The 15,931-nt window shown below is 65.2% G+C and carries 14 protein-coding genes and 1 tRNA gene; 7 read left to right on the top strand and 8 right to left on the bottom strand.

From position 1 onward, the window contains the following. Window positions 1-47: 47 nt before the first annotated feature. Window positions 48-383 (top strand): GIY-YIG nuclease family protein, encoded by a 336-nt coding sequence (locus E5554_RS20330; protein ID WP_136187891.1) that lies wholly within the window; start codon window positions 48-50, stop codon window positions 381-383. A gap of 19 nt (window positions 384-402) precedes the next feature. Here the strand turns inward: E5554_RS20330 and E5554_RS20335 are convergent, their stop codons facing one another. Continuing rightward, window positions 403-1,689, bottom strand: a complete 1,287-nt coding sequence (locus E5554_RS20335; protein WP_136187892.1) for an HD-GYP domain-containing protein — start codon at window positions 1,687-1,689, stop codon at window positions 403-405. A gap of 248 nt (window positions 1,690-1,937) precedes the next feature. Here E5554_RS20335 and E5554_RS20340 point away from each other — a divergent pair, with 248 nt between their 5' ends. From E5554_RS20340 to E5554_RS20360, 5 genes are all read left to right on the top strand, one after another. Further along, window positions 1,938-2,288: a YciI family protein gene (locus E5554_RS20340; protein WP_136187893.1), complete on the top strand. Its 351-nt coding sequence runs from the start codon at window positions 1,938-1,940 to the stop codon at window positions 2,286-2,288. Between the two features lie 171 nt (window positions 2,289-2,459). Further along, the gene (locus E5554_RS20345; RefSeq protein ID WP_136187894.1) at window positions 2,460-3,710 is read left to right on the top strand and encodes an NAD-dependent epimerase/dehydratase family protein; all 1,251 of its coding nucleotides are present in this window, start codon (window positions 2,460-2,462) and stop codon (window positions 3,708-3,710) included. After that, window positions 3,707-5,296 carry a cellulose biosynthesis cyclic di-GMP-binding regulatory protein BcsB gene (locus E5554_RS20350; protein WP_136187895.1) on the top strand — a complete coding sequence of 530 codons (1,590 nt, stop codon included), beginning with the start codon at window positions 3,707-3,709 and terminating at the stop codon, window positions 5,294-5,296. Before E5554_RS20345 ends, E5554_RS20350 begins: the two co-directional genes overlap by 4 nt. Next, the gene (locus E5554_RS20355) at window positions 5,296-7,167 is read left to right on the top strand and encodes a glycosyltransferase (protein WP_136187896.1); all 1,872 of its coding nucleotides are present in this window, start codon (window positions 5,296-5,298) and stop codon (window positions 7,165-7,167) included. The genes E5554_RS20350 and E5554_RS20355 overlap by 1 nt, the downstream gene beginning before the upstream one ends. Further along, on the top strand, window positions 7,164-8,063 hold the full coding sequence (locus tag E5554_RS20360; protein ID WP_063142013.1) for a hypothetical protein: 900 nt from the start codon (window positions 7,164-7,166) through the stop codon (window positions 8,061-8,063). The genes E5554_RS20355 and E5554_RS20360 overlap by 4 nt, the downstream gene beginning before the upstream one ends. 66 nt (window positions 8,064-8,129) lie before the next feature. Here the strand turns inward: E5554_RS20360 and E5554_RS20365 are convergent, their stop codons facing one another. From E5554_RS20365 to E5554_RS20395, 7 genes are all read right to left on the bottom strand, one after another. After that, window positions 8,130-9,098 carry a 2OG-Fe(II) oxygenase gene (locus E5554_RS20365; RefSeq protein WP_136187897.1) on the bottom strand — a complete coding sequence of 323 codons (969 nt, stop codon included), beginning with the start codon at window positions 9,096-9,098 and terminating at the stop codon, window positions 8,130-8,132. A gap of 67 nt (window positions 9,099-9,165) precedes the next feature. Next, on the bottom strand, window positions 9,166-12,258 hold the full coding sequence (locus E5554_RS20370; protein ID WP_136187898.1) for a TonB-dependent receptor: 3,093 nt from the start codon (window positions 12,256-12,258) through the stop codon (window positions 9,166-9,168). A 285-nt stretch (window positions 12,259-12,543) separates the two neighbouring features. After that, a tRNA-Arg gene (locus E5554_RS20375) sits at window positions 12,544-12,620 on the bottom strand. Window positions 12,621-12,656: 36 nt separating this feature from the next. Continuing rightward, window positions 12,657-13,142: a DUF1178 family protein gene (locus E5554_RS20380; protein ID WP_136187899.1), complete on the bottom strand. Its 486-nt coding sequence runs from the start codon at window positions 13,140-13,142 to the stop codon at window positions 12,657-12,659. After that, on the bottom strand, window positions 13,139-13,969 hold the full coding sequence (locus tag E5554_RS20385; protein ID WP_136187900.1) for a carbon-nitrogen hydrolase family protein: 831 nt from the start codon (window positions 13,967-13,969) through the stop codon (window positions 13,139-13,141). Before E5554_RS20385 ends, E5554_RS20380 begins: the two co-directional genes overlap by 4 nt. Before the next feature lie 5 nt (window positions 13,970-13,974). Next, on the bottom strand, window positions 13,975-14,232 hold the full coding sequence (gene grxC / locus E5554_RS20390; protein WP_017500202.1) for a glutaredoxin 3: 258 nt from the start codon (window positions 14,230-14,232) through the stop codon (window positions 13,975-13,977). Between the two features lie 50 nt (window positions 14,233-14,282). Next, window positions 14,283-15,029, bottom strand: a complete 747-nt coding sequence (locus E5554_RS20395) for a ComF family protein (RefSeq protein WP_136187901.1) — start codon at window positions 15,027-15,029, stop codon at window positions 14,283-14,285. Window positions 15,030-15,070: 41 nt separating this feature from the next. Here E5554_RS20395 and E5554_RS20400 point away from each other — a divergent pair, with 41 nt between their 5' ends. Then, window positions 15,071-15,931: a class I SAM-dependent methyltransferase gene (locus tag E5554_RS20400; RefSeq protein ID WP_136187902.1), complete on the top strand. Its 861-nt coding sequence runs from the start codon at window positions 15,071-15,073 to the stop codon at window positions 15,929-15,931.

The raw sequence follows: 15,931 nt of genomic DNA on the forward strand, positions 1-15,931 counted from the left end.
GATAAATATCATTTGCCAATATATCCGGGTAATATTAAAGGCGCCTCATGACCGAAGAGGAAAAGCGGGCCGCGATCGCCGCCTACAGGGAGCAGAAAGTCGAAAGCGGCATCTATGCCCTATCCTGCCTGCCCTCGGGCCAGCGCTGGGTCGGCAGCGCGCTCAATCTCGGCACGATCCGCAACCGGCTCTGGTTCACCCTGCGACTGGGCCATGATCAGCACCCTGGCCTGCAGGACGCCTGGAATACCCATGGCGAAGACGCCTTCGACTTCGAGATTCTCGAACGACTGAAAGCGGATGATCTCGGCGCCGGCCGCGACCGCCGGTTGAAGGAGCGCCTGGTCCAATGGACGGAAGAGTTACAGGCGACGCGGATCTGACCGAGCCGCCCGCCCTGTTTCAGCTTGCGACTGCCAGCAGCTTGGCACTCATCGCCGGCCATTCGCTCATGTCCCATCCTTCGGGCGTCTCGCGGGTGATGATCTGGTCCGCGCCGAAGCAATTGCCAAGATCGATATCCTCGCTCTTCTCGAACGCCCGGTCGGAGAGCGAATAGAAGGGACGGACCTTGGGCAGGGTCAGATCGTCCGGATTCTGCTCGACCACGATCGCCAGCCGGTGCGATCGCAGCCGCACCAGCGATCCGATCGGATAGATGCCGACCGCGCGCTGGAACGCCTGGAAGATTTCCGCGTCGAACAGCGCGCCGCCATCCTCATCGATCTTCAGCAAGGCGCGCGACGGGTCTTCGCCACTGCGGTGCAAACGATTGGACGTCATGGCGTCATAGCTGTCGCAGATCGCGGCCATGCGCGCGAACATGCCGATCTGCTCGCCGGCCAGGCCATTGGGATAGCCGCTGCCGTCCAGCCGCTCATGATGGTTGAGGCACACGTCCAGCACTTCCGCCGGCATTTCGCCACCCAGGGTCAGGAATTCATGCGCCAGCGTGGTGTGGCTCTTGACCACGTCCCACTCCTCCGGCGTCAGCGGTGCGTCCTTGTCCCACACTTCCTGCGGCACATGGGCCATGCCCATGTCCATCAGCAGGCCGGCCAGGCCAGCCTTGCGGATATCCTCGGGCGACAGGTGCATCTGCTGGGCAAGGCCGATCATCAGCGCGCAGACCGACAGCGCATGCTGATACAGATATTCGCCGCTATTCTTCATCCGCGTGATCGCCATGAAGGCGTGCGGGTTGCGCTGCACGGAGCTGGAAATCTCGTCGACCATGGTTTCCAGCTTGGCCGCCTTCACCGCCTTGCCCAGCCGCACATCCTCATAGAGTTTGCGCATGGTGCGACCCGACTTGCGCGCCAGCCGCTGGGCATGGACCATCTCGGCGCGGATCGGCAGCTTGTCCTTGGACAGCGGATCGAAGGGACGGTCGACCGGCTGGGGCGCGGCGCGGCGCACGATCGTCGGCCCGGCGCGACCGAACACCCGTTCGCGCGGCTCGGCCATCTGCACCACGCGGGATGGCACCGGCTGGGCCGGGGCCACATCCGCACCGCGCGACACGTCGATCGTCACCCACTCGACCTTGCTGGCATGCAGGTCCGCCAGTTGCTCGGGATCGTCGAGCAGCATCTTGCGCTTCCAGAAGGGGTGGGAAAACCACGACCCGTCCAGCTTGTGCAAGAACATCCCCAGTTTCACGTCCTGGGTGCGGATTTTTTTCAACATTTATACGGCCCCGTAGTCCCCGCTTTCATTTCGCAGGTCGTGCCTTTCCAAAAGGTTAAGACACATGATCCCGGCAGCAAAAGGGCCGCATCGTTTCACCGCATAAACGCGCGCCAACTGCTTGAAAGTCGTCAATTCTCTTCCTGGTTGCGGGAGACGGCACCTCGCGCCGACCAATGATGTCGCTGCGCCTACCGCAACCGGCCATTTTCGCTTATCCTCCTGCGGTCCGGACAGGGAGGCGATCGATGCGCGTGATGGTGCTGGTGAAGGCAACGCAGGACAGCGAGGCAGGCGGCCCGCCCGATCCGGAGATGATGGCGGCGATGGGCCGCTTCAACGACGAACTGGAAGCAGCCGGCATATTGCGCATGGCCGACGGCCTGCTCCCCTCCTCTCATGGCAAGCGTATCGCCTTCGACGGCGCCGATCGCCGCGTCATCGACGGCCCCTTTCCCCAGGTCGGCGAACTGGTCGCCGGCTTCTGGCTGTGGGAGGTGGCCGATATGGACGAAGCGGTCGCCTGGGCGATACGCTGCCCCAATCCCATGCCCGGCCCCAGCGAGATCGAGATCAGGCCGTTCCACGAATGGGCCTAGCGCCCCTCATATCCTTGCATTGCATTGATCTGCTGCCGTTTTTCCCGGCACTCGGTATTTACCCCGATAGCTCTTGGGCCGACGAAGCGGAATCATCCGACCTCCCTTCTTCTCGATTGCCGGCCGCCCCGCACATTTCCGCTCCGGGGCACGCCAGGGACAGGAGATCGTGTGGCGAAAAAGATTTTCGTGCTCGGCGGCGACGGCTTTTGCGGCTGGCCGACAGCGTTGCATCTGTCCGAACTGGGCCATGAGGTCGTCATCATCGACAATCTTTCGCGTCGCCGGATCGACGCGGAACTGGGCGTCCACAGCCTGACGCCGATCGCCATGGTCGACCAGCGGCTGGATGCCTGGCACCAGGTCAGCGGGCGGACCATCCGCTTCCATTATCTCGACGTCGCCCAGGATTATGCCCGCCTCCTTGCCCTGCTGGCGGAGGAGCGCCCCGACGTGATCGTCCATTTCGCCGAACAGCGCGCCGCCCCCTATTCGATGCGCGGGCCGGCCGAGAAGCGCTATACCGTCAACAACAATGTCGGCGGCACCCACAATGTCCTGGCCGCGCTGGTCGCCTGCGACCTCGACGCGCATCTCGTCCATCTCGGCACCATGGGCGTCTATGGCTATGGCGGCGCCGGCTTCGAAATTCCCGAAGGTTATCTGACCGTCCAGATCCACGACGATGCCGGTGCCCCGCATGACTGGGAAATCCTGTATCCGACCCGGCCGGGCAGCGTCTATCACATGACCAAGTCGATCGATCAGCTGCTGTTCCAATTCTATGCCCAGAATGACCGGCTGCGCATCACCGACCTGCACCAGGGCATCGTCTGGGGCACCCAGACGGCGGAGACGCGGCGCCACCCCGCGCTCGTCAACCGGTTCGATTATGAGGGCGAATATGGCACCGTGCTCAACCGCTTTCTGGTGCAGGCGGCGCTTGGCCATCCGCTGACCGTCCATGGCACCGGCGGCCAGACCCGCGCCTTCCTCAATATCCAGGACACGGTGCGCTGCATTGCGCTCGCCGTCGCCCATCCGCCGGAGCGCGGCGACCGGGTCAAGATCATCAACCAGATCGCCGAAAGCCTGCGCGTGCGCGACCTTGCCCGGCTGGTATCCGACCTGACCGGGGCGGCAATCGAATATCTGCCCAACCCCCGCAAGGAAGCGGCAGAAAATGATCTCGACGTCAGCAACGCCACCTTCCGCGCACTGGGCCTCGACCCGATCCTGCTGACCGACGGCCTGCTGGCCGAGACGCTGGAAATTTCCGCCCGTTATGCCGACCGCGTCGACCAGCGCCACATCCCGGCGCGCACGGCCTGGACGCGGGAGCAGCAGGCGGCGCTCGACCAGGCGGGGCCGATCGAGACGATCCGCCCCGTCCTGCCCGGCGTGGCGGGAGCGGGCCGATGAGATTATGGGTCATCTGCCTTCAGGCGCTGCTGTTCATCGGCCTGCTCATCGCGATCGGCCAGAGCGGCCTGTTCGACACGATCATGGGCCGCAACGTCCGAATGGGCGACCCTCTGTTCGAGGATTATCAGCGCGGCTCCATCCCCTTCATCGATGTCGATGGACGCGACGTGTTCGTCGCTCAGTCGCACCCGGACAATCCCCTGATCCTGTCCGGCTTCCCGGCCTATGCCAGCAAGCTCTTCCGCCTGCCGACCGACAGCCGGCCGCTCAGCGGCACCTATAATATCGCCTTCGCGACCGACGCCGTGCCCGATGCCGAGGGTGCGCTGCGGATCAGCATCAACGGGGTCAAGCGCGCCGACGTCGTGCTGAACCAGGGGCGCTTCAAACGGCGTGCCAAGATCGAACTGACCCCCGCCGAACTGGCCTCGGGCCAGCTGGAGGTCAAACTGGCGCTGGTCGGGCGTGGCCCGATGGCCGAATGCACGCCCAATGAAGCGCTGGCCGCCGTCGTCACGATCCTGCCGGAAAGCGGCCTGCACCTCAAACTGGACAAGGCGCCGTCCACCACCCGCGACCGGCTTGCCTTGTGGGGCGACCTGATCCCGGTCAAATGGGACGAGGATGACAAGGTGGCGGATCTCGCCACCCTGCTCGCCGCCGCACGGCTGAGCGAGAAAGGCTATGGCATCTATTTCGGCGAAAGCGGCTATGCCGCCCAGGCACTGACCGACATCGACAAGGGCGCAGCCATCCGTCCCGGCCGGACGCAGGCGCTGCGCTATCCGGTCAGCCTGGTCAGCGCGATCGAGAATGGCGGCGCACGCCGCTTCGATCGGGAAACCACCTGGCGCTATCGCTATGATGTCGGGCAATTGCCCAATGGCGAACTGCCGTCCGCGCTCGACCTGCGCCTGCTGCTCGGGCCGATTGCCGAAACCCGCACCGCGCTGTTCGTGACGCTCAACGATCATCTGCTCTTCACCCACACCCTGACCGATGAGGATCAGCGCTTCAGCCATTCGATCGCTCTGCCGACCGCCGATCATCTGGATCGCAACCTGTTGGAAATCACCCTGACCGCACATGAGCGGGAAGAAATGCGGTGCGGCGCGCGCCGTCTGATCGCCGCGGAAATGCTGCCGGAAACCATCTTGCGGGGCGGCGGCGAACGGCTTGTGCCGGCGATCGTCCAGTTGCGGGGCCTGCTTGCCGCCAATCGCCCGGTCGCCTTGAAGGCCGGCGCACTGACCGCACCGCAGGGACAGGCCACAGCCCAGTTGCTGGGTCAGATGCGGCCCAGCGCCCTTGCCTTCGGCACCCAAAGGCCGGGCACCACGATCGAGGTGCTGACGGGCGACATTGCCGGCGCGCTGGCACGGGTCCGCCCCGCCGGACGGCAATGGCTGCTCCACTTCCCCGATGACCGGCGCGAAGGCGTCATGGTGGAACCCTTCGCGCGTGGTGCATCGGCGGCCAGGGCGGCCGTGGCCCTGCTGGTGACGGTCCATCGCCCGGTTCCCGTCCCGCCGCCCGCCACGCCGGCGACCACCCCGCTACGCGCAACAGCCCCTGCCCCCTGATGCCGCCGCCCCCGGATTATGACCGGACCCAGGCCAATTTCCAGTCGACGGACAGTTTCGCCGGCGGGCTGGCCCGCCCGGTATCGATGTTGCGCGCGCCCGCCCTGCTGCTGACCTTCACGACCATCGCCCTGTTCCAGCTATGGCTGTTCGAACTGGGCTTTCTCGACCGCTTCTTTCGCACCCATGATTATGTGTTCGGCCCCTATCTGGGCTTCAGCGCGATCTCGATCCGAACCTTCATCTATTCCTATTTCATCTCCTTCTCGCTCTATGCGGCGGGATCGGTGCGGGCGCGCATCCTGCTCTGCCTCGACCTGTGCCTGCGCTACATGGCGCTCTGCACCATCCTCGACCTGGGCAGCGTGGCGCTGTTCGCCTATGTCGGCACCCCCTTTTCGCTGGCCGCGATCCAGATCATGGCGGGCCTTGCGGGCATGGCGGTCTTCGCCTTCGTCATCATCCGGCGCGGCACCATGCCTGCCCCGGTGCCGGTGCTGCGCGGCCCCCAGCCCAAGGGGCGCGCCCTCTACCGCCTCGCCATTGCCGGCACGATCGCGGCGATCATCGCCATCTGGGCGGCACAGCAACCGATCCTGCTGTTCGAGGAGATGCGCGACATCAGCCTGCTCGGCGGCATCGGTCCGGGCGTCATCCTGTTCGTGCTGCTGACCTTTGCCCAGCTGTACATCGTTGCCGTCGCGGAACGCTATCGCCTGTCGCGCCCCGACTTCGCCGCCCCGGTCAGCGTCATCGTACCCGCCTTCAACGAGCAATATGTGATCGGCCAGACGATCCAGCATATCGACCGCGCCGCCGCCCATTATGGTGCGGAGGTCGAACTGATCGTGATGGACAATGGCTCGGTCGATGGCACGGCGGACATCGCCCGCGCCGTCATCGACGCCTGCTCCGCGCTCAAGGGGCGGGTCGTGCATGTCGCGACGCCCGGCAAGGCCCATGCCCTGAACGAAGGCGTGCTGCATGCGCGCCATCCGTTCATCGTGCGGATCGACGCCGACACGCTGGTGGGCGAGGACAATCTGACGCTGGCAATGCAGAATTTCGCCGATCCCGATGCTGGCGCGGTCGGCGGCGTGCCCTTGCCGCCAGGCGGCGCGATCTTCGATGCCGGGCGCCTGGTCGAGGTGATCGTCAAGCATGGCTATTATTCGCCCGCGCTCAGCGTCATGGCCGGGCTGGTCGGCATTCCCGGCATGTTCGTCATCTATCGGGCGGACGCGCTGCGCCGGGTCGGCCAGTTCGCCTCCGGCATGAATGGCGAGGATACCGACATCTCGCTGCGCATCGCCGAACTGGGCTATCGCACGCTGGTCGATCATCGGGTCAGCTATGTGTCCGAAGTGCCGACCAGCTTCGCCCATCTGCGCGAACAGCGGCTGCGCTGGTTCCGGTCGGTCTATCATGTCAGCGCGCGCGCCCATTCGCTCATCAGCGCCCCGGACTTCAGCATCCGCGGCAAGCTGGTCCTGCCCTATATGCTGATGAACACCGCGCGCCGGGCGATGATGATCCCACTCGTCATCTTCGGCCTGCTCGAACTGTTCATCACGTCGAGATCGATCGCCTTGCCCCATTGGCAGGCGATCGTCGCCGTACTGGTCGGATCACCCATGGTTGCCGCGGCGATCGCGATCCTGGCGAATAACCGCCCGCGCGCCCTGCTGGCGCTGCCTCCCTATATCTTCTTCCGCGCGCTGCGCGCCTGGTACACGCTCGAATCCGCGCTCACCATCCCGATCACCTCGATGTCCACGCGCATCCAGATCGGGCGCGACCCTTGGCCGCAAAGCCCGCCGCCCGATCCGCTTCCCCCGCCATCCCCCCCTTCATCGCCGGAGGTCTCATGAAACAGATCGTCATTCCCGCCGCCCTGCTGGGCCTCGCCGCCATGCCCCAGGCCGGCTGGGCCAAGCCGGGCGACCTGTCGGTCGAGGGTGAACTTTCCTACGGGCTCGACGTGGTGCCACCCGACGTGGTCGACAACAGCCCCGATCAGGATCGGATCAAATCGCTGTTCACCGGCGAAGTGGGCCTGGCCTATGATGCTGGCCCGGCGATCCTGCGCGCGTCCGCGGGCGCCCACATCTATCCGTCGGAAGCCGATTATAATCGCTATCCGCTGACCGTCGGCGCGCAGATCGACTGGCCACTGGCAGCCAGGGGGCGGACCAGGCTGCGCTTCCAGCCCAGCTATGAATATGTGCTGGGCGATGATGGCCGGGTGTTCGATCGCGCGCGCATGGATGTGCAGCTCATCCACCGCCACAATCCTGCCCACACCAGCACGGTGCGCCTGCGTTACGGCTATCGCAACCAGAGCGAACAGCGCTTCCAGGGCTATGACCAGAGCGAGTGGCTGGGCGAACTGCGCCATCTCTGGCGGCCGGGCGGCGGCCAGACCCGCATCATGGGGTCGCTATTGGGCCTGCACGCCAATGCCCAGGCCAACCGCTTCAGCTATAATGGCTATGGCACCATGCTGATCGCCCGCACGCCGCTGCGCGAGGGGCTGGAAGTCTATGGCCGGCTCTATCTGGTTCATCGCAACTACAAGGCGGCCTTCTCCAACGCCTATCCCTTCAAGCGGGAGGATACGCAATTGCGCCTGACCGGCGGCGTCGAACAGGCACTGACCCGGCGGATCAACCTGTTCGGCGAGGCCGGCTATGCCAGCAATGATTCCAACGTCCCCACCCGCGACTATAGCGGTTTCGTCGGCCGCATCGGCATCCGCTTCCACTGAGCGTGAAAATGCGGAGAAGCTCCGATCGGGCGCAGCCCCGACACGACTTGGGCCCGCCCCGCATGCTCACGGGTCCCAGGGATCGTGACGATCATGCCTGATCCAGCGGGTGCATAGCCATTTCTGTCCCGCCATGACCGGCGCGCCCAGATGCATGGCGGCTTCCGCCGCCTGCCCCTGCGCATCGGTGTTGCGGAACAGCAGGGCATCGCCCTTCCGCCCCTTCACCGACAGGCCCAGCCGCGGGAAGATCGTTTCCCCGCCAGCATAGCCTTCGTTGAGATAGATCAGCATCGTCCATGCCCGCTGGTTGCGGACATGGGGCAGGCAATCATGATGCTGCCGATATTGCTGGCCGACGGCATAGCGCAGCAATGTCAGCGGCTCGCCGCCCGACAGCATCGTCCCGCTTGCCGCCGCAATCCGCCGGTTGATCGCCTGGATCACCAGATCCTCGCGCGCCGGGCCGAAAATCCCGCCATCCGACGTGCGGACCGGATGCGGCATGGGCCGGCCACTGCGCGGATCGATCACCATTGCCGGTTCCAGCAGCGCCTGGCCTTCGCTGATGACATGATGGCATTCATCGCCCGTCAGGAACTGGCGGAACAGCCGGACATCCCAGCCACCGGCCAGCGCTTCGCCCTCGGGCACGGCCACAGGCGCACCGTCCGGGGCCAATGCCATGCGATCGATCAGCGCCAGTTGCTGCTGCGCGACCGGATCCCCCTGCGCCGCGATCTTCAACCGGGCCAGCGCCTCCGTCCAGTCGACCGGCCCGCCGCTGCCATTGGCGGTCAGCGCGATTTCCATCAACGCTGCATCGACATGGCCGATCTCGACCGCGCGGCGCAGCAGGCCCCTCGCCCGTTCCAGATCGCGCACCACGCCATGGCCCGCCAGATGCCAGGTGGCGAGGCAGAAGAGCGCATCGACATCGCCCTGCAACGATGCCTGTTCCAGCCGGGCGACAGCCTGCGCCACTTGGCCGGATGCGGCCAGTTGCCGGGCATGGGAAACGATGGGGGAAGTCATGGCCAAGCAGAAAACGAAAAGGGCCGGAAGTCAATCCGGCCCTCTCCCTTACAGCATGTCGCTGCGATCAGAACTTGGCGACGGCGCCGATATAGCCATAGCGGCCGCGGACGTCGTAGATGCCCGAACCCGCACCCACGCCGGTCAGGCCGAAGGGCGGTGCGCGGTTGCCGATATTGTCGACACCGACATAGATGTTGAACTTTTCGGTCACGTCATAGCCCATACGTGCGTCGTGATAGAAGACGTCGGGATATTTCTTGAGCGAGGCATAGTCCGCATTCTGCGGCGGCAGCCCGTTGACCGAGTTATAGTCCTCATAGGTGTTGAGGTACATCTTGTCGATCCAGCGCATCTGATAGCCGATCGTCAGCTTGCCGAACTTCACGTCGCCGTTGAAGTTGACCTGGTTCTTGGGATCGCCCAGTTCTTCCAGGATCTGGTTGCGGAAGCTCGGATCAGCCGGATTGAGATATTCGTTCCGCTTGATCATGCGCGTGTAGACCGTCTTGAAACCAGCCGAGCCCCAGCTGAAATCATGACGATAGTTGAGTTCGGCGTTGATGCCTTCCGCGGTCAGCTTCGCATAGTTGAGCGTGGTCTGCTGCAACGAACCCTGAAGCACCTGATAGGCCGCTTCACCCGACGGACCTTCGGTCGCGCCGTTACGCGTGAACAGGCCGCAGAACGGATTGTCCAGATTGGGTGCGTCATAGCAGGCGTTCAGGATCTGCTGGGCCGACGGCGCGGTGATGACGTCGTCCACCTTGATGTTGAAATAGTCGACCGACAGCGACAGGCCCGGAATCCAGCGGGGCTGCAGAACGCCACCGACGGTCCAGCTGGTCGAGGTTTCTTCCCGCAGATTGGGGTTGCCGCCCGAAATCAGCTCGATCGACGAGGTGTAGACGAAGTCATAGTTGGTCGGCACGCCGGCCGCACGGCAATTGGCCTCGCGATAGGAGGAACCGGTGCCGATGTTGCGCAGCGAGCAGGGATCGTTCGGCGCAGGCGCAAAATTCTGGCTCTGCTCCGAATAGAGATCGACCACGTTGGGCGCACGGATCGCCTTGTTGTAGGTGCCGCGGAAGCGGATGTCCTGAACCGGGGTCCAGGTCAGTTCCGTGCCCCAGGTGTAGACGGTGCCGGTCGCGCCCTTATAGTCGGACACGCGGCCCGAGGCATTGGCGGTCAGTTCCTTGAAGAAGGGAACGTCCTTCAGGATCGGCACGCTGATTTCGCCGTACAGTTCCTTCACTTCGAACGCCGGGGCGCGGAAGGTCGGGATCGCGTTGTAGAAGGCGTAGCCCTGCTGGGTCAGCTCATCCAGGTCATAATAAACCTTCTCGCGGCGATATTCGCCACCGACCGAGAAGCCGACCGGGCCGCCGGGCAGTTCGAACCAGGCGCTGGTGTCGCCCGCCACGAAGCCGGACGCCACGAACTGCTTGATCTTGCCGGTCGCGACCGTGTCCATCAGCACATAGTTGCGCGCAGCCTGCGAGACCGAGCCCTGGCCGAAGGGATTGATCGGAACGCATGCCGCAATGTCGGCGGCCAGGATGGCCGCATCCGCGCCATAGTCGACCGTGCCGGCCGGATTCAGCTTCGAACGGCAGACGATGTTGCCGGCGGCGTCGCGGGTGGTGTCGATACCCAGGAGGTAGCGCTGGACGTTGACATTGCCCTTGACGACATTCTTCTCGCGATGCTCGCCATAGTTGACGGACAGTTCATAGTTCCAGTCGTCGTTGAAGTCGCCGCGGACACCGACAACAGCGCGATAGGTTTCACGACGGATGGCTTCGTCACGAATGCCGAAGTCGACCCAGTTGCGACGCAGGTTGAACCGGAACGTGCCGGCGTTGATCGCGGCGCGCTGCGCGTCGAGCTGCGCCGCCGTCAGGGCTGCGCCGGTATTGGCGTTGACGGTCGTCGCCAGCAACTGCTGGGTCAGGAGCGTGCGGGCCTGGTCCGACAGGAACGGGTTGTCGAGACGGATGCGTTCGCGACCGCCCGGATCGCCCAGCGTCGTGCCCTGCGAGAAGAAGGGACCGCTCTGCGAGCCATAGGCATCGGCCCGGACATATTTCGCTTCCCAGAAGGGCACGAAGGACGGGCTGAACTCATAATGGCCCATCAGGTTGACCGAAATGCGTTCCAGATTGGGGCTCAGCGCCAGTAGCTTGCCTTCGCGGCTGCTCGTGCCGTTGCCGCCGACATAATTGCCGTTGGGGCCCAGACCGATGCGTTCACCGGTCTGCGGCACCAGCGTGCCGTCGGGCTGGAACAGCATGTTGCAGACGAAAGCCGCGCCTACCGCATCACGACCGCAGGCCGCGTTGCCGGCGCTCTGGAAGATGCCGGTCTGGCCGCCCAGCGAGATGGTGGCCGAACGCACGTCGCGGAAGAACTGGCGGTCGAACACGCCGTCCGAACCGTTGGCGGTGCCGGCCGGATCGGTGTCGACGACGATGAACGCATTGTTCTGGCGCATGGTCGGACGGTTGGAACCGTAGAAATCGTCCGACTGGGCATATTCGACGTTGATCGCGATATTGCCGCGGCCATCGGCGAAATTCTTGCCCGCCAGGATCGAAGCATAGCGGTTGCCGGCGTCGCCATATTTGCTCGCGCCATTCTGGCCGCGCACCTGGACGCCTTCATAGTCCTGCTTCAGCACGAAGTTGACCACACCGGCGATCGCGTCCGAACCATAGACCGACGATGCGCCACCGGTCATCACGTCGACGCGTTCGATCAGGTCGGTCGGGAAGGTGTTGGTGTCGGGCGACACGCCGTTCGACAGGACGTCGGAACCGACATGGCGGCGACCATTGACCAGCACCAGCGTGCGCTGCGTGCCCAGGCCGTAGAGGTCGAGCAGGTTGAGGCCGCGCGTGCCCAGGAAGCGGGTCGAGTTCTGCTGGCTGAAGGTGCTGCGCAGCTGCGGCAGCTCGTTCAGCGTATCACCGACCGACAGCTGGCCCGTCTCGAAGAACTGCTCGCCCGAAATGGTGGTGATCGGCGCATTGGCTTCCAGATTCGGACGACGAATGCGCGAACCGGTCACGACGATCGACGACGCGACCTCCCCGGTCGCTTCCGGATTGCGATCGGCTTCGGTCGTCTGCGGCGTGGCGCTGCTCCCCTGCGCCATGGCCCCCGTTGCAAAGGCAAAACTGCCCGCCAGGGCAGTAAATGTCAGAAAGCTATATTTTTTCACGAAGCTTCGGTCCCTGTTAAGACGTACGCGGGCCCTCTCCCGCGCCGCTGCGCACAGGGTGCCCCAACTGGGACGCAAGACAAGCGATATTGTAATATCCTTGTCACACATTGAAATTTTCGTGAAACATGTGACCGTCGTGCAACAGCATGACGCGCAACAAAATGTCACGCTCGCGCCCCACCGATGAGCGCGCAAGTCATTATAATTTCAGGAAAATGGTGCATCCGACGGGATTCGAACCCATGGCCCTCAGATTAGGAATCTGATGCTCTATCCTGCTGAGCTACGGATGCACGCAGCGCCGGCTCTATTATGCGCGGCGCGCGCGGTCAATTCTTCGCTTCGGGCGGAATCACGGGAAAGGGCAGTTGCGCGACATTGATGCCTTCCTCGGCCAGCGCCTTGGCCTCGGCCGGGGCAACCTCGCCATGGATGCTGCCCTTGTCCTGCTCGCCATAATGCATGGCCCGCGCCTGCTCGGCAAAGCCGCGCCCGACCCAGGTGGAGCCTTCCAGCACCTTCTTCTGTGCGTCCACCAGCGCCTCGACCAGCGCGCGCATCTTCGCCTCGTCCGGCCCGGCCGCCACCGGTGCCGTCTCCGCTTCGGCCGCCGGCTGCTGCTGGACGATCTCGCGCCGCTGGTTGCCCTTGGCCGCCACCGCCGGCGCCATCAGCGCCTTGCCGACACGCGTGTCGCCGCACAGCGGACAGGCGAGCAGGCCCCGTTCCTTCTGGTCCGCATAGTCTGCGCTGGAGCCGAACCAGGCCTCGAAGACATGGCCCTGGCCCTCGCACTTAAGGTCGAAAACGATCACCTGATCTCAACATCCTGCGGTATCACGCGCCGATTGGCGATGGCGGGCACCCGCCCGCGCACCGCCTCTACGCGGCTGAGGTCAAGATCGGCAAGGGCCAGCCCCGCGCCCTCGCCCATGTCCAGCAGCACATCGCCCCATGGATCGACCACCAGGCTATGGCCATAGGTGGTGCGCCCGTCCTGATGCTCGCCGGCCTGTGCGGCGGCGATCAGGAAACAGCCCGCCTCGATCGCGCGGGCGCGCAGCAGCACATGCCAATGCGCCTGCCCCGTGGGCACGGTGAAGGCCGCTGGCGCCAGCAACACGGTCGCCCCCGCATTGGTCAGCGCCCGATAGAGGTCGGGAAAGCGCATGTCGTAGCAGATGGAAAAGCCCATCCGCGCCCAGGGCGTATCGACCGCCACCACGCTTTCCCCCGGCCCATAGACCGAGGATTCGCGCCAGCTTTCGCCCGATGCCAGGTCGACGTCGAACAGATGGATCTTGTCGTAGCGCGCCCGTATTTCGCCCTGATCGTCGATCATGAAGCTGCGATTGGCCCAGCGCCCGTCGCTGCGCGCATCTTTCAGCGGCAGCGATCCGATATGAACCCACAGCCCCTCGCGCGCCGCCGCCTCGCGCACCGCCGCCAGCACGATGTCGTCCGCCTCGCCGCGCAGCGTTTCCGCCGCGCGCTTGCGATCACGGTCCAGATAGCCCGCCATTTCCGGGGTGAAGAGCATGTCCGCCCCCTCCCCCTTGGCGCGCTTCGCCGCCTCCTCAATCGCGGCGGCATTGGCGGCCGGGTCGATCCCGGTCGTCATCTGGAAGATCGCGGCGCGCATCGGGCTTACAGCCCCAGCAGCGGGTCGAGCTTGCCCTCGCGGTTCAGCGCAGCAAGGTCGTCGCTGCCGCCGATATGCTGGCCGTCGATGAAGATCTGCGGCACGGTAGTGCGTCCGGGCGCCCGCTCCAGCATTTCCTCGCGCCTGGGACCGCCCAGCGAGATATCATATTCCTCGAAGGCAACACCCTTGCCTTCCAGCAGTGCCTTGGCCCGCGCGCAATAGCCGCACCAGTCCTTGGTATAGATTTCGACCTTTGCCATTATCTCGGTAAAACTCCTTTGCCCCGAAATTGGGGGGAATGCGCGCTTTGTCAATCGTCGCCGGTTCTGGGCAGGGCCCGCGCCCAGCACAGCAGATGCACCTCGCGCGCGCCGCCGGCCTTCAGCAACTTCGCGCAGGCCGCCGCCGTCGCCCCGCTGGTATGGACATCGTCGACCAGCCATATCACCCGTCCCGCCAGCCCGTGCCCCTGCGCCAACGCAAAGGCGCCGCGCACCGCTTTTTCCCGCTGCTTGGGGTTCATCCCCCGCAGCGGCTGCGTCCGCTTCACCCGGCGCAAGCCATGCTTGTCCACCGCCAGCCCCGTCAGCCGCCCCAGATGATCGGCGATCAGCGCCGCCTGGTTGAAGCCCCGCCCCCATAGTCGCCAGCGATGCAGCGGCACCGGCACGATCAGCGCCTCCTCCATCTCCGGCCGCACATGGCGCAGCATCTGCCCCGCCACCAGCCGGGCCAGGCCGATCCGCCGCCCATATTTCAACCGCAGCGCCACCGTCCGCGCGACATCGCCATAGGCCAGCACCGCCCGCGCGCTGTCGAACGGCGGCGGATTGGCCAGGCAGGCGCCACAGGCCGCGCCCTCGCCCATCTCATGCTCAAACGGCAGGCCGCAGCGCGCGCAGCAAGGCGGCCCCAGAAACCGCATTCCGCTCCAGCAATCGAGGCAGAAACCATGGTCCGCGCCAACGATCGCGCCGCAGCCGGGGCAGCGGGGCGGAAGGGCATAATCCATGACCGGACGCATCACGGTCTTGAGAAGCGGGACCAGCGACATCATCTGCCTTGTCCCCGCTTCGTCCCCGATGCACAAGGCCCGCCATGACTGCCCCCGAAACCCGCCCCGACATTTTCGACCGTGCCCTGCGCGCCCGCCACCGCGACCGGATGCTCGGCGCCTTTGCCGATCACGACTTCCTCCACCGCGCGATGCTGGACGAACTGCTCGAACGGCTGGCTGATGTGCAGCGCGACCTGCCCGAAGTGTTGCTGGTCGGCTGCCCGGACGGCAGCGCGAAGGCTGCGCTCGAAGCCATGGGCAAGCGCGTCGCCTGCGCCGATCCCGGCTTCCTCGCCGCGCAACGGGCCGGCGGCGTGCAGGCGGACGAGGATGCGCTGCCCTTCGCCGACAATAGTTTCGACCTGGTCATCGCCTGCGGCACGCTCGACAGCGTCAATGATCTGCCCGGCGCGCTGATCCTGATGCGCCGTGTGCTGCGGCCTGACGGGCTGATGCTCGCCGCCTTTGCCGGCGCCGGCAGCCTGGCCCGCCTCAAATCCGCCCTGCTCGCGGCCGAAGGCGACCGGCCCGGCCAGCATGTCCATCCCCAGGTCGATGTCCGCTCGGCCGGCGATCTGCTGAGCCGCGCCGGCTTCGCCATGCCAGTCGCTGATGGCGAGACGCTCAATATCCGCTACGGCGACATCGTCCGGCTGATGCATGATCTGCGCGGCATGGGCGCGGGCAATGCGCTCGCCACCCGCCCGCCCGCCCTGTCGCGCGATGTGCTGATGCGCGCAGCCGCCCATTTCGCCAACGCCGCCGATCCCGACGGTCGCACCGCCGAACAGATGGCGCTCATCTATCTGTCCGGCTGGAAACCGGACGCCAGCCAGGCCGCCCCGGCCCGCCGCGGCAGCGCCACCGTCTCGCTGGCCGCCGCCTTGAAGGGCAAGGACTGA

It is taken from the genome of Sphingobium sp. PAMC28499 (assembly GCF_004795815.1).
GTDB lineage: Bacteria > Pseudomonadota > Alphaproteobacteria > Sphingomonadales > Sphingomonadaceae > Sphingobium > Sphingobium yanoikuyae.

Excerpts from the sequence above, each read along its gene's own strand:
- E5554_RS20335 (WP_136187892.1), bottom strand. The coding sequence starts at position 1,689 with ATGTTGAAAAAAATCCGCACCCAGGACGTGAAACTGGGGATGTTCTTG.
- E5554_RS20370 (WP_136187898.1), bottom strand. The coding sequence starts at position 12,258 with ATGGCGCAGGGGAGCAGCGCCACGCCGCAGACGACCGAAGCCGATCGC.
- E5554_RS20340 (WP_136187893.1), top strand. The coding sequence starts at position 1,938 with ATGCGCGTGATGGTGCTGGTGAAGGCAACGCAGGACAGCGAGGCAGGC.
- E5554_RS20400 (WP_136187902.1), top strand. The coding sequence starts at position 15,071 with ATGACTGCCCCCGAAACCCGCCCCGACATTTTCGACCGTGCCCTGCGC.
- E5554_RS20350 (WP_136187895.1), top strand. The coding sequence starts at position 3,707 with ATGAGATTATGGGTCATCTGCCTTCAGGCGCTGCTGTTCATCGGCCTG.
- grxC (WP_017500202.1), bottom strand. The coding sequence starts at position 14,232 with ATGGCAAAGGTCGAAATCTATACCAAGGACTGGTGCGGCTATTGCGCG.
- E5554_RS20355 (WP_136187896.1), top strand. The coding sequence starts at position 5,296 with ATGCCGCCGCCCCCGGATTATGACCGGACCCAGGCCAATTTCCAGTCG.
- E5554_RS20385 (WP_136187900.1), bottom strand. The coding sequence starts at position 13,969 with ATGCGCGCCGCGATCTTCCAGATGACGACCGGGATCGACCCGGCCGCC.
- E5554_RS20365 (WP_136187897.1), bottom strand. The coding sequence starts at position 9,098 with ATGACTTCCCCCATCGTTTCCCATGCCCGGCAACTGGCCGCATCCGGC.
- E5554_RS20395 (WP_136187901.1), bottom strand. The coding sequence starts at position 15,029 with ATGATGTCGCTGGTCCCGCTTCTCAAGACCGTGATGCGTCCGGTCATG.
- E5554_RS20360 (WP_063142013.1), top strand. The coding sequence starts at position 7,164 with ATGAAACAGATCGTCATTCCCGCCGCCCTGCTGGGCCTCGCCGCCATG.
- E5554_RS20330 (WP_136187891.1), top strand. The coding sequence starts at position 48 with ATGACCGAAGAGGAAAAGCGGGCCGCGATCGCCGCCTACAGGGAGCAG.